Genomic DNA, 13299 nt, shown 5'->3' with positions numbered 1-13299 from the left:
ACCGCCAGTACGGGCAGGAACTTTAGAAGTGCAACCTGGCGCCGAACTGAAGAACCCTGGGAGCAGTTCCTGTGCGGAGCGTCGTGACCTGACCGAAGTTGGTGTCGTTGATGTTGCTATCCGGTGTTCCGAACGTAGTGCTGTTGAATAGATTGAAAGCTTCCACTTTGAGAGTGAGAGCAATCTCGTCATGCAGTACTACGTCTTTGCCTGCCGACGCATCCAGGTTCACATAGGCTTGGGTGCGTGTTGCGGGTAGATTCCTCGGTGCGTTGCCGTAAGTGAACGCAGGAATATTGGCAAACGCAGCCTTATTGAGCCAACTGGTTACCGTGGGATGAGGCAAAGTTGGATTCCCGATCATGTTCGGCCGAGCTCCCCCATATGCGGGCGCATTTGCGGTCACACTAATCACATTGCCGCTCTCTGCAGTCAAGATGCCGTTAAGTTGCCATCCTCCCGCTAGTTTTTTGTAGAGACGGTTTCCCGATTTACCAAACGGCAGAACGTAATTGCCTGAGATAACAAGGTGGTGCGGAAGATTTGAGGTAGAAACCGCCTTTTCCGCTTTCAGATTGTCCCAGTTTTGAACGGTGTTGCTGCCAGTGTCGGCGTAGATGTTCTCGCCATTGCCAAGGTTGTTATCCAGCAGCTTCGAGTAGGTGTACGAGGCCAGAAGATAGAACTGATTGACGAACTGTCTGCGTACTTCGAATATTCCCGCATGGAAGTTAGAGCCTGCCCAGTTTGTCAGCGAGGTCACACCCGTGAACTGCGGATAATTCATCTCTAATTGTCCCCGTTGTACCTGAGCAGCAGAAAGCGAACCGTTTGTGATGATTCCGGCAAACGGGTTTGGCACCAGCTGTTGCAGGGCGCTGCCTTGCGTGAGGTCTTGCTGCGGCAAATGATGGAAGGCATAGTCTGCTGGCAGATGGAGTCCATGAGTGCCGATATAACCGAGTTCCAGTGCCCAAACACCAACTTGCCTTTGGAGGTTTGCACTCCATTGCTGCGTACTTCCGGTCTTGAGGTCGCGAACGTTCGCTGTGATCGCCGTGCCGAGTCCTGTCAAAGGCCCTAGTGAAGAACCTGTGATGGGCACGATCCCCTGCGGGAAGGGATTGCCCAGTGTTCCACTTGGCTGATTTCCATCGAGTGAAGGGACGTACGACGTCACGCTGGTGAATCCAGTAGAGCCCAATCGAACGTACCCACCCGTAGTGGGTAAAAAGAAGAGACCGAAGGCGCTTCTGAAGACCGTCTTTGGATTGAGGCTATATGCAATACCTATGCGAGGCGCAAAGTTGTCCCAGGTCGCATCTCGATTGCCGCGGGCGATGCCATCGGTCCCAACAAACTGAAGTCCGCCGGACAGATGTTGTGCCCCCGCGCTGTAGATGAGACCTGGATTGAAATTACTGATGCCGTTGTGTCGATCTGTCGTGCCAGCCTCATGGTCATATCGGAGTCCATAATCGATCACCAATTTTCGCGTGAGCTTCCAGTTGTCCTGCGCATACAGGGACCAATAGTACGTCGAATACGCATAGTTCTGATGCCGGGTCAGTGTTCCCGCCGATGGGTAACCGAGAAGAAGAGAAGCCAGGTCATATCCATTCGTTGCGGCGGCTGTAGGACTCGGCCCCTTGGTGAAATTGGCATCGAAATTGAATTGGAGAACACCCGTGCCTTGAATCGAATTCCATTGGTAATCCCGCATCTCTGCGCCTGTTTTGAAGGTGTGTGTCCCCTTGACCCAAGTGGCATCCCCCCCAAAGGTATACGCGTTGTTCTCCTGCGTAGAAGGATCACTTTGGTTGCTGCCAATGGACGAAGTCGTGGACATCGCGAATAACGGGAACTCAAGAAGTTGCATCTGAGGCGCTAAGGAGGATGGAAATCCCAGCGTTCCGGGGTCGAAACCGAGGCTGATCGGGTTTCTCACGAGACCAAACCGATTGAATCCAGCATGGGCTTCCAGCAAGAGTGTAGGCGTGATGACGTTGGTATAGAGCAGAGCCGCGCTGGTTCGGGGATAAATGGTGGGGCCAAAGCCGGGGTCGGCAACACTCTGTCCGCCGAAGTACAGTGGCGAAATCAGGGTTCCCTTGTCCCAGCTATAACGCCCTGCGAGCCTCTGAGTCGGCGTGAGATAGTCATCGAGCCGTATCCCGAACGCGTTGCGCGTCGTTGTTTGCACCCCACTCGCGAAGTAGTTGTTGACTCCAGTGAAGGGATTTCCTGTCGCATTTGGCTCTGGATAGTAAGACAGTATCTTGAACGCAATGGGATTCAAGAGCCCCTTCGGAATGACGTTGCCTTGAAATTGTGTGCGAGGTGCCTGCGCCGAGCCGGTGATGGGATTGTAGATAGGGATAAGATTGCCCGATGCATTGAAGGTTTGAGAGAAATCTCCTTCCCGTTGGAGATCCGTGGGAACCGTATAAAAAGCGTTGGAGCCAATGGTCTGCTTCGAACCCTCGTAGTTGACGAAAAAGAACAGCTTGTCCGGAAGGATAGGACCGCCCAGGGCCGCACCATATTGGTTGAACTGCAATGGGGGAATCGGCTTCTTGGCGTTCTTGCTGAAGTAGTCATTTGCATCGAAGGCGTCATTTTCCGCAAATTCCCAAGCCGATCCATGAAGCTGGTTTGTACCGCTTCGCGAGATGTAATTGACCACGCCGCCGCCGCTCCGGCCATATTCAGCGGACGCGTTATGTGTGACCAAAATGATCTCTTGAGTGGCATCCGGAGACAGCGGAACCATTGGCCCACCGCCTGTGGGCAATTCATTGGCGTTCCCATCTACGAGGAAAGTGTTGAAGGAGGGCGGTGCGCCTGCCATGGAGATGCGACCGTCACTGTTTGCCGACTGGGTATAACTCCCAAACGCTCCGATTGCTCGAACGGCTGGCGACAGAGCGACGAGCCCGGTAATGTTGCGCCCATTAAGGGGAAGATTTTGAATGGGCTCCTGCTCAAGGGAAGAACTGACAGCTGTCGTCTCCTGCTGAAGTGCCGGGGCTTGGGTGTTGACCTGAACCGTAGCTTTTTCCGTACCCAGGGCGACGGCGAGATCGAGTCGCAAGTCCTGGTCTTCACCCATCGCGACTCCCGTGCGGGTCAGTTCTGTGAAGCCGGATGCATTTACCTGAACGCTGTACGTCCCGGAAGTCAGGGCCGAGATGGTGTAGTAACCTCTTTCGTTGGTCACCGCTGTGCGGTTGATGTTCGTATTGAGGTTGCGGGCCTGAATCTGGGCCCCGGCAATTGCTGCGCCCGACGGATCGGATACAAGGCCGGTGAGCGTGCTCTGCGCCCAGGCACTTCCGGTGATCAAGGCAAGGGTAAGTACAAAGACTGCAAATTTCAAACTGCTTCTATTGTCACGAATCTTGAGGGAGAAGTGCATTAATACCTCGCGGAGAATGGTTAAGGACGAAGTGGCCGTCTCGATACAAAACACGACTCTGTAAACGAATTCTGAGCCCCAAACTATCGTTCGGCTTTCTCCCGGCGAAGTGACTACGAGTGATGCCACCCCCTGCTACCCCAAAGAATTGAAGGATATTTACCTGCTATTCACAAATCCCTATAAGAATCGTTGGACTCCAATCAAAGCGTTCGCCTCGGTCATGGTTCCGTTCTGCCGCTGCAATGTCGGGACAACGTTGCAAGAGTTCGGAGGGCAATCCAACTGGAACATCCGTGTTGGTGTAGTCGGGGGCCCGGTAGAAAGCGAGAAGGTCGATGCAGGTTCTCCGATCAGGAACGCGCAACCGACGGTCTACAAATAAACGGGAAAGAGAATGCTAAGAACTCTCCAGCCATTTACTACGGACAGACAGATCGTCACATCGTGATATAACGATATATGGAAAATGGTATGGACCATGGACTGGCACTCAAGGCACTTGCAAATCCGGTTCGACGGGAAATTCTGGCTCTGCTAAAAGATCCTCTTGGAAACTTCGCTGCGAATGAGCACTTTCCCGACGAACAGGGCGTCTGCGGCGACAATATCGTCCTTCGTATGCGCCTCGCGCAATCGACCATTTCAACTCATCTCGCGATTCTTCAGCGCGCGGGCTTGGTCACCTCCCAAAAGCGAAGCCAATGGACCTACTTCCAGCGAAACGAGAAGGCCGTTCAGGAGTTCTTGCGCTCGCTACGACAGGAACTGTAGTGACTTTGTCACCGGGACTTTCACGCATTTGGCAATACAGGAGTATGGCGATGTCTACAAAACAAGTGGTTCTCGTTGCAGGAGCACAGGGCGTGATCGGCTATGCCGCCGCTACATATATAGGTTCGCTACCGGATACACAGGTTTACGGCCTTTCCAGGCGTTCGATGGAAGCCGCCGAGAATTTCATGCCACTGAATGTGGACATGCTCTCCGAAGCAGACACAGAGCGTGCTCTTGCTCCTCTGAAAGATGTGACACACGTCGTCTTCGGGGCATACGTAGAAAAAAACACGCCTGCGGAGCGTAGCGCTGTGAATGTCACACTACTCCGCAACCTGCTGAACACGGTCGAAAAACACTCCCCCGGACTGGAACATGTGACGCTTTATCAAGGTGGAAAGGCCTACGGAGCAGACCTCGGGCCATTCAAGACACCGGCCCGAGAGGACGATCCGCGACTCATGTCACCGAACTTCTACTATGACCAAGAAGATTTCCTGAAAGCCCAGCAGGACGGAAAGAATTGGCACTACACAGTGCTGCGTCCAGAGGCGGTATGCGGCTATGGCATTGGGAATCCTATGAATCTCACCATGGTCATCGGCGTTTACGCCGCGATTTCCAAGGAGCTCGGTTTGCCGTTGCGATTTCCAGGACCGGAGGCTGCTTATCGTGCACTCTATCAGGTCACCTCTGCTGACATTCTGGCAAGAGCTTCCTCTTGGGCAGGAACAACCGAATCGGCGCGGGAACAAATCTTCAACATCACAAACGGAGACTATTTTCGCTGGCAGTTCATGTGGCCAAGAATCGCAAAATCTTTTCACATGGAGGTAGCAGAGCCGGTCCCGATGCCACTCAGTATCTATATGGCGGACAAAGGCCCTCTCTGGGCCGACATGACGAAAAGATACGGGTTGAAGCCCATCCCCTACGAGCAGATCGTCAGTTGGCCTTTTGGAGACTTCATCTTCAACTCAGCGTTCGACAATATCACTTCCACTATCAAAGCTCGCCAGCATGGCTTTCAGGACTGCATCGACACTGAAGACATGTTCAGCGACTTCTTTTCAAACCTGAGATCTCGACACATTCTCCCCCCGCTTTAGCGGCCTCGTCCAGGGACGTGGCCGAGTTGCGCAAACGAACGTCTGTGCAATGATTTACAAACCAGCCCAAATGCCTTGGAACAACTGCCCGGAAGCGCGATTGGCCTGCATTGTTCTGCCCATGCGTGCATGACGCTAAGAGCAAAACTCGGGACAGGAGTAAATATTCCACAGGCCATCACCGGCTTAACGGCGTGGGAAGCTGCTGGGTTAGGAGCACCCCCGAGAAATATCAACATCCTTTTCCGATCCTCCTCTGCGATGAAGACCGAATCCTCCCATATTGCAAGTGAGAACTCACATTGTTGTTCTTGGCCTGGCAGTACCTTTATTTTTTCCTCGGGTCATCACCTGGCCATTTTGGGGGGCTTACATTTTTGGCAGGTGCTGCTTCTGGTACAGGCGAGGGTGGAAGACAGTCAGCCTTTCCCATACGCATCGCACCTTGCAATGCAATCCCTGAGGCGTCAATCGAAATCGCGCTTCCTCCACTCATGAGGCATATGCCTGCGGGGCCTCCATCGATGATCACCCTCACTCCTCCGGAGATGTGGATCTCTTCTCCGGCCTGAATCACGTGGGCGACACCGCTCTTGCTGAACTGACTTCCTCCGACCTTCAAGCTGTGGTTCATGCCGACGGAGAGCAACTGGCTCCCTTGGATACTGTCTTCACGGTTACCACCTACTTCTACCAAGCGATCTTCCGTCACCTTGAGTTGCGACGCTCCACCGATTGCATGGTATTGATCCTTGGTTACCGTCAGGTGCTCCTCGTGATCGATCTTTGTATGCTGGTCATTTTCCACATGCACATCGAAGTCGCGCTGCGCATTGATAAATATCTGCTCCGACCCTTTTAAATCGTCAAAACGAAGTTCATTGGCTTGCTCTGCGGTACCCTGCTTTGACGATCGGGTAACGATACCTGAGCGTGTATATTCCAGGACTGGGTCGTACTTCGGCATATTGACGCCGTTGTAGATGGATCCTGCTACGATCGGTGCGTCGGGGTCTCCATCGAGAAAGTCAATCAGTACCTCGTCGTTGGCGCGGGGCCAGAAGTAAGTGCCCCAACCCTTCCCCGCCCACTGCTGCGAGACGCGCAAGAGTGTATTGTCCGTACTGTTTGGCGGACGTTGCCGATCCCACCAGAATTGCACACAGACTCTTCCGTATTTATCGAGATGGGAATCCTCACCTGCTGGCGTGACCACTTTACCCGTAACCACACCGTTGACGCGGGGCTTAAGTAAGGTTTGCGCTTTTCGGTAAGGCTGTGTAAATGGCTTTGCCACAAAATTGTTTTCGTAAGGCTCGTTTATCTGCGTATCAAGCTCTGCCCGGTAGAGCGGGTACTGAACAGCAACGTGATGGACTTGTGTGATCAGATATTTTATATTTTGCTGCGTCTGGCGGTGGTTCTGCAGGGTGAAGGTGAAACCGGCCTGCATGGTGCTCGCTGTCGATCGTCCCTGACATTCAATAGCGTGCGCGTCCGAAGCGGCCCGCGCAACCTCCTGTAAATGCTTCTGCAGTAAGCTTGTCTTTGCATCGGCAGCCTCGGTCTTCAAAGGGGCCGACGCAGCATCGGAGTAGTCATATATTTCATGAGCGTTGTTTCCCAAACTACTGTTCGACTTCGAGGTTTTTGGATTGCTTTTGGAAGCAGCGTATTGCATAAATCGGAAATCCCAGTGAGTATGTTCGCCGGAGATGAGCGAGGCTCTGGAAGAAAATACGGAAACATATGGAACATACATGCCGGGTAGAGCTACATGATATTCCCGGTACGGAAATTCGCTGAAGACCGGGCATGCGGACAAATGGCTGGAATCGTCGGAAAGCACCAAGCGATGAGCGGAGGTCGTGTGCGTGAAGTAAAAGAAAATCCCATGCTGCTGCAGAAGACGCAGAACAAAATTCAGATCGGTTTCCCGATACTGGGTGCAGTATTCGAGAGTTTCATAACTGGCGTGCGTCTCGATCGATAACAGGATGCTATATGGCTCAAGGACCGCCTGAACAATCTCGAGCACAGTCTTATTTTGGAAGACGCGCGTTTGGAGGTTCAGCGATAGGAGCCAGAGCGACGGAACCATACGCACGCGGTAGTAGTTGAAGAACGTGTCGGTACCGGTCATTTCCAGACTGGAGACAATGCCGTTGAACGGCCTGTAAATGCCAGCTTCGTTCAGGCGGATCTGGAGCGTTACACGCTTGCCCACAAGCTCGCTCGGGGAGATCACAGTTTCCGGGAGTGAGAGCAGGTCTATCTGAAAGTTAAACATCTCGGAGATCTCCTCCGTACCTTCAAACGCAGCCGCCAGAAGCGCATTAGCACCAAGCGGACTGGTGAAGTTGAGGACTCGATTAGCTTGAGTATAGGTCGACAAAGAATCTCTCGGTGGTTCAAAGGTAAGTGAAACAGTTTGTGGGTGGAGAGTTCAGGCTTGCGAAACCAACTCGTCTGACTCCAAAATCGTCCATTCGTAGCGGATGGCTCCGTTCTCTGAAACCCCGAGCCAAATACTCTCAAGCAGGTCTTCTTCAGCCATGCGCTCCAGAAGCTGTTTTGAAATCTCGGGCAGAATCGTGTTGGAAATAAGGTGATCCACATTGCGCGCGCCGGTTTCGACCTCCATACAACGCTGCCGGATCAACGTGAGAAGCGATTCGTCATAGTCCAATGCAATATGGTGATTTGCCATGAGCCGCGCTTGAATTTTGTTGAGTTTCAATCGGATGATCCGCTCAAGTACTTCGTCCTGCACCGGGTAATAGGGCACGACGAGCATGCGTCCCAACAACGCAGGTTTGAAGACGCGGTTCAGCTCCGGCCGGATCGCAGAAGCCAACGCCAAGGGGGCTGGCAGCGCATGGGGATCCTCGGCAAGTTTGGAGATTATTCCGCTTGCCGTGTTGGTCGTGAGCAGAATAAGCGTGTTGCGGAAGTCGATGCCTCGCCCTTCCCCGTCCTCCATGTATCCCTTGTCAAAGACCTGGAAGAACAGCTCCAGCACCTCGGGGTGCGCCTTTTCCGCTTCGTCAAGCAGCACGACCGAATACGGTTGCCTTCTCACCGCCTCGGTGAGTACTCCTCCCTCGCCGTATCCCACGTAGCCGGGAGGTGCTCCCTTAAGCGTCGATACCGAATGTGGTTCGTGAAACTCCGACATATTGATCGTGATCAGATTTTGCTCGCCGCCATAGAGTAGATCGGTAAGAGCCAGGGCTGTCTCCGTCTTGCCAACACCGCTTGGTCCGGCAAGCAGAAAAACTCCGATCGGTTTGGATGGATCGTCAAGGTTGGCTCGCGACGTCTGAACCCGCTGAGCGATGGCTTTCATCGCATGATCCTGGCCGATGACACGCTTCTTCAGACTGTCTTCGAGGTCGAGGATGCGCGACACTTCGTCTGCAAGCATCTTACCGAGCGGAATACCAGTCCACTCCGAGATGACCTCGCCAACGATCTGCTGATCTACACCAACATAGGTCAAGGGTTTTCCCTGCTGCAGATCGAAGAGTTCGATTTTGGCCGTAGCAAGCTCGCGCAATGTTGTTTCCCGCAGGGTCGCCTCGATCTCTGTTCCTTCCAGTTTGGCCCGAAGCACATGCAGGTGGTCAACGATGTCGCGCTCCTCCGCCCACCTTGCCTGCATTTCTCGAAGTTCGCCCTTTGCGCCTTCCAACGAAGTTGTGATCTCCAACAGCGCATCCTTGTGTGAACTTCCGGTAGCCTGCTCCCTGAGTAGCACGCGTTCTTGCGATTCCAGAGTCGCGATGCGATGCATGATTTCTTCCAGTGCCGAGGGTGCGGCGCTCAGGCTCAGACCCACTCGTGCGCACGCGGTATCAAGCACACTGACGGCCTTGTCCGGTAACTGACGACCAGGCATATAGCGATGCGAGAGACGGACCGCCGCAATCAAAGCATCGTCCATGATCCGGACGCCGTGATGCAGTTCGAGCGCGGGCAAGAGACCGCGCAACATGGCAACACAGCGTTCCTCCGAAGGCTCTTGAACGTGAACCACCTGGAATCGCCGAGCCAGTGCTGCATCTTTTTCAAAGTAGCGTTTGTACTCCGACCATGTGGTGGCGGCGATCGTGCGCAGTTCGCCGCGCGCCAGAGCCGGCTTCAACAAATTAGCTGCGTCTCCCTGTCCTGCGGGCCCGCCAGCCCCGATCATGGTGTGCGCTTCGTCAATGAAGAGGATCACCGGTTGTGGAGAGGACTTCACCTCCTGAATCAAGCCCTTCAACCGATTTTCAAACTCACCCTTGACTCCGGCGCCTGCGTGCAGCAGTGCAAGGTCCAGCGCGTGAAGCTGCACGTTCTGCAACGCGGGTGGAACTTCGCCAGCAGCAATGCGCGCGGCCAGTCCCTCTACGACTGCGGTCTTTCCCACACCGGCCTCGCCAGTCAGAATCGGATTGTTCTGTCGCTTGCGCATCAGGACATCGATCATCTGGCGGATTTCTGCGTTACGCCCGATGACCGCATCGAGTTTGCCCTCTCGCGCATTCTGCGTGAGATTCGTGGTGTACTGCTGCAAAAACGGCGTAGCAGAGGTTACCCTTGGAATCTTGGACCCGTTACTACCCGATTCGACAGGCACCTCCGCCGGAATCTCGATTGAGGACGTCGTGATCTCCTCAAATTGCTCGCTCAATACTTCGAGTGAGATCTTCTTCATCTCGCGGCTGATCTCTCGCAGCAATCGCAACATTTCGTCATTCGCCAGCAGCGCTAAGAGTACGTGGCCTGTGCGAATACGTGTGTCTGCGTAATTCAACGTGGCGATGGACCACGCCTCAGAAAACATGGTGACCAGCATCGGACTGAAGGAAGGTCCACGCGTGTTCCCTGTTTTCAGTCGATCCAGACTCTTTCGCAGTTCTACTACGAGCTTTGACGAGTCAACCTCAAAATGGCGGAAGATATAGTGCAGATCCGCGTCTTTCTGCTCAAGCGCCTTGACGAGAAAATGTTCAATCTCAACCTGGTAATGTGTGCCCGAAACACAGAGGCCCGCAGCGCCCTCCATTGCATCCCGCGTACTTCCATCAAATTTTGCTACCAGCGATTTCAGACTCAGTACCATCGCAAACACTCCTTCTCGTTATCCCAATACATAAGTGGTTTCATCTGGATCTCTGTTCATAGGTTTCACCTTGAGCCAACTTTCGTAGCCCAACCGGTTACCTTGGCCAACGCCCGCAGCTTCTCCAAAGCCAGTCGCGAGTACGGTTGCGGGAACTTCATCACGGGCAAGCAGAAGCCGAATCGTGAAATCGAATTCCTGTCGCGAATAAAGCCTGAGCCATGCCTCAAGCTCCCAGTAACCCTTTGAGCCGGGCAGAAAATCCCGATACCGGTCAATCGACATGGGACCGAGTCGCACCGTCATTGCTCCCTGTTGGTCCCAGACTTCATCGCCCACGACTGTGCCGACGCCGAGAGAATCAGAAAAGTTTTCTCCCTCGTCGAGCGTGGTCCTCTGCTCCAGCGGCAGTTTGACCCATGCTCCAGAAAATTGTGCAATCTCCACGCGGATCCCGAAATAGTGTGTCAGGATCTGTCGCAGCCCCTCGACTGATCGCACGCGGTGAGCTAACAGGCCGGCGTAATGAAGCGCGGCTTCGTCAGCGATTGCCATCCTGTTGTTCAGCGCAGGCGTGCCAAGACCTATAAGGCTGTATAAACGGCCTGTCATACCATCGCTGCCATCCGCAGACTCTTCGTAAGCGAGGAAGAATCGATACTTCTTCCACGCACGATAAAAGAGCGAAATCAGACGATGATTGAAGAGATCGAAGAAGTCCAGCGTGGCTTGGTCCCCCTCGCGCGCACGCTCCAACAGGCCTTCCGTATAGGATCGCGGCATAGGTCCGTTCACCGTATTGAGACCCATGAAGCTTACGTCCATGCATGCCGGGCCGCTGACGCTCTCCACGAAGCTCCTGATTTCGCTCGGAGGGAAGGTGAGATCAGGCGGTGCTGAAAACCGTACAACCTCATCTCCTGGAGGAACAAAGATGCCAACCGGTTTGCGGTCCGGATGCAGGCGCTCCAGGATGCGCACCATCTGGAAAAAGCCGATATTCCAAGGCTCTTCTTCCATCCACTTCCGCATTGCTTTGCCGCCTACATCACCACTTGACTGCCTGCTCTTGGTAACCATTCCTCTATTCCCTCCTTTCTCTGAGTGCTGCGTACCGATAGCTGCGAAAAGCTGTTCATCGAGACATACAGTCCAAAGAAACGATTAAGTACGGCGGAGAACAGGTAAGCGCCGCCACCGACAAACTCTTCCTCATCCAACTCGAGTTCGATACGGGTTCCACGCGCCGCGACGCTTCCGTGTTCGCTCTGCATCAAGGCGATATGCCGTGCACTCTTAAAGGAACGTATGCCGTCAATCTGCCGATCGAGATGTGGAGACTCGGTAAAGTTGTGCAGCCGCAGGATCTCCTTCAGAGCCTGAAGACCACCCTCGCTGAGCGAGAGATGATTCAGAGAAAGTTGAGATATCAGGCTCCAGACCTGACCCGCGACTGCGGGTGGAGAAGAGGTCGCCGTCGGCCTGTGCAGCATTTGGATAGGTCCTACTCCCCCACCTCCCTGCAGATCGAAATCGCCGCCCGGATCGCCGAAGGAAAGACTGGAGGGATAGTCATGGTTGGTGCAGGTGCAGTGCACGTTAAGGATCTCGGCATTGGGCTGCATCATCACACTGTTTCGATCAACGATCGTCAGGAAGACTTCGCTCGGACGTCTCTGATCGAACTCCGCTTGCTTTCTGCTGGATCTCCAGAAGATGTGTTCTTCTTCCGATGACCTGTGAAAACGGTGCTCAAAAAGAGGTCGCAGCGTGGTTGAACTTCGGCGCGAAGGATTAGTCGCCTTCACCTCATCGATAGAGAAGATCTCTGTCATGCGATGGTGTCGAGAACTCGGGTTAACGCGATAGGCATGCTTCGCGTTCGAGACAAGTATCGGCTCGGCGGTCTGCCGAAAGAGATTCACAATCGGCGTACAGCCGAGCTTCATCGACCCAACCCCTACGCCCATTTCGAGTGCCTGTGCGCGCTCTGGCTGATCAAACTGCGAAAAGTAGAACAACACTTCGAGTTCTCCTGACTCAGCCAGCAACATCGCTTCTGCAAGTCCGTTTACGGAGAAGAAGAGAAATTTTTCAGAAAAGCTGAAGTACTCTTGCAGCAATCGATAGCCATGAAAAGACCTTTGAGTGTACGGAAGAATACTTTCGTCCTCGTCAAACCCCATCGGCTGAACGCATCTGCGATGAAGGAGGATTTTTCGCGTCTCTGACGATTGCGGATCACGCACCACAACCTGCAACAGATTGCGGCAGAGCAATTCATACAGCGAGAGCATCAGACTCTTTTCTCCACCGAGATAGAAGTTGAGCCGCTCCAGCTTGAGCTGTTTTAAGGAAGCTCCTTCGCTCGCTCGGAGCAGAACTCTCAATACGCCCACAGCATCTGGTACTCGCGCTGGCGATTTAATTTGCTCTGGCCGACGCCAAACGCATTCCTTTATTTCTATGGGCCAAAGATCGACAGGGTAGCTTGTTTGGAATCGGCATGGCTCACCGCCCATCGTTCGTCTGGTGATCAGTTCACTTTGCGCTGGAACCACGACAGCTGCACCGAGCGAACTTGCCTCCCGGTCGAACGTGAATTGAGCGATCGACATCGCCGGAATCGGCCGAAGATAATGCGGATAAATGATGTCGAGCATGCCCTCCGTTAGTTCAGGAAGATCGTCGTCGAGCCGGACATGTATGCGCGCTGCGAGAAACGAAAAGGCCTCAAGCATCCGCTCTACATGCGGATCGCCACAGCGGTCTGACTCAAGCAGTAGCCGACCCGCAATCGCGGGATAGCGTTCGCCAAACTCAGCGCCCATCTGGCGGAGGTAAGCGAGTTCGCGCTCGTAATATTCCAAAAGCGGCTTTGCCAT

The 13299-nt window shown here is 53.9% G+C and carries 7 protein-coding genes; 2 read left to right on the top strand and 5 right to left on the bottom strand.

From position 1 onward, the window contains the following. Positions 1 to 22: 22 nt before the first annotated feature. The gene (locus ACIPR4_RS05460) at positions 23 to 3379 is read right to left on the bottom strand and encodes a TonB-dependent receptor (RefSeq protein ID WP_187290249.1); all 3357 of its coding nucleotides are present in this window, start codon (positions 3377 to 3379) and stop codon (positions 23 to 25) included. Between the two features lie 513 nt (positions 3380 to 3892). On the opposite strand from ACIPR4_RS05460, the gene ACIPR4_RS05450 reads away from it, so the two are divergent. Together ACIPR4_RS05450 and ACIPR4_RS05445 are read left to right on the top strand one after the other, a co-directional pair. Continuing rightward, complete coding sequence (locus ACIPR4_RS05450) at positions 3893 to 4192, top strand: ArsR/SmtB family transcription factor (protein ID WP_013567656.1); 300 nt, start codon at positions 3893 to 3895, stop codon at positions 4190 to 4192. 50 nt (positions 4193 to 4242) lie between these two features. Further along, on the top strand, positions 4243 to 5304 hold the full coding sequence (locus ACIPR4_RS05445; protein ID WP_013567655.1) for an SDR family oxidoreductase: 1062 nt from the start codon (positions 4243 to 4245) through the stop codon (positions 5302 to 5304). A gap of 328 nt (positions 5305 to 5632) precedes the next feature. On the opposite strand, the gene ACIPR4_RS05440 is transcribed toward ACIPR4_RS05445, so the two are convergent. Genes ACIPR4_RS05440 through tssF form a run of 4 tightly spaced genes read right to left on the bottom strand, consistent with a single transcriptional unit; the run spans position 5633 to position 13299 of the window. Then, the gene (locus ACIPR4_RS05440; RefSeq protein ID WP_013567654.1) at positions 5633 to 7699 is read right to left on the bottom strand and encodes a type VI secretion system Vgr family protein; all 2067 of its coding nucleotides are present in this window, start codon (positions 7697 to 7699) and stop codon (positions 5633 to 5635) included. Positions 7700 to 7750: 51 nt separating this feature from the next. Then, entirely contained in the window at positions 7751 to 10414 is a 2664-nt protein-coding gene (gene tssH, locus ACIPR4_RS05435) for a type VI secretion system ATPase TssH (protein ID WP_013567653.1), read from the bottom strand. Positions 10415 to 10432: 18 nt separating this feature from the next. Further along, a complete protein-coding gene (gene tssG / locus ACIPR4_RS05430; protein WP_187290248.1) occupies positions 10433 to 11434 on the bottom strand; it encodes a type VI secretion system baseplate subunit TssG in 1002 nt (333 codons plus the stop codon). A 23-nt stretch (positions 11435 to 11457) separates the two neighbouring features. Then, entirely contained in the window at positions 11458 to 13299 is a 1842-nt protein-coding gene (tssF, locus tag ACIPR4_RS05425; RefSeq protein WP_013567651.1) for a type VI secretion system baseplate subunit TssF, read from the bottom strand.

The organism is Terriglobus saanensis SP1PR4 (assembly GCF_000179915.2).
In the GTDB taxonomy this organism is placed as follows: domain Bacteria; phylum Acidobacteriota; class Terriglobia; order Terriglobales; family Acidobacteriaceae; genus Terriglobus; species Terriglobus saanensis.
This window is presented reverse-complemented; position numbering and strand designations above follow the sequence as displayed.

Bases quoted from the DNA above. Each gene is read 5' to 3' on its own strand.
- tssG (WP_187290248.1), bottom strand. From the start codon at position 11,434: ATGGAAGAAGAGCCTTGGAATATCGGCTTTTTCCAGATGGTGCGCATC.
- tssH (WP_013567653.1), bottom strand. From the start codon at position 10,414: ATGGTACTGAGTCTGAAATCGCTGGTAGCAAAATTTGATGGAAGTACG.
- tssF (WP_013567651.1), bottom strand. From the start codon at position 13,299: ATGGCAAAGCCGCTTTTGGAATATTACGAGCGCGAACTCGCTTACCTC.
- ACIPR4_RS05450 (WP_013567656.1), top strand. From the start codon at position 3,893: ATGGACCATGGACTGGCACTCAAGGCACTTGCAAATCCGGTTCGACGG.
- ACIPR4_RS05445 (WP_013567655.1), top strand. From the start codon at position 4,243: ATGTCTACAAAACAAGTGGTTCTCGTTGCAGGAGCACAGGGCGTGATC.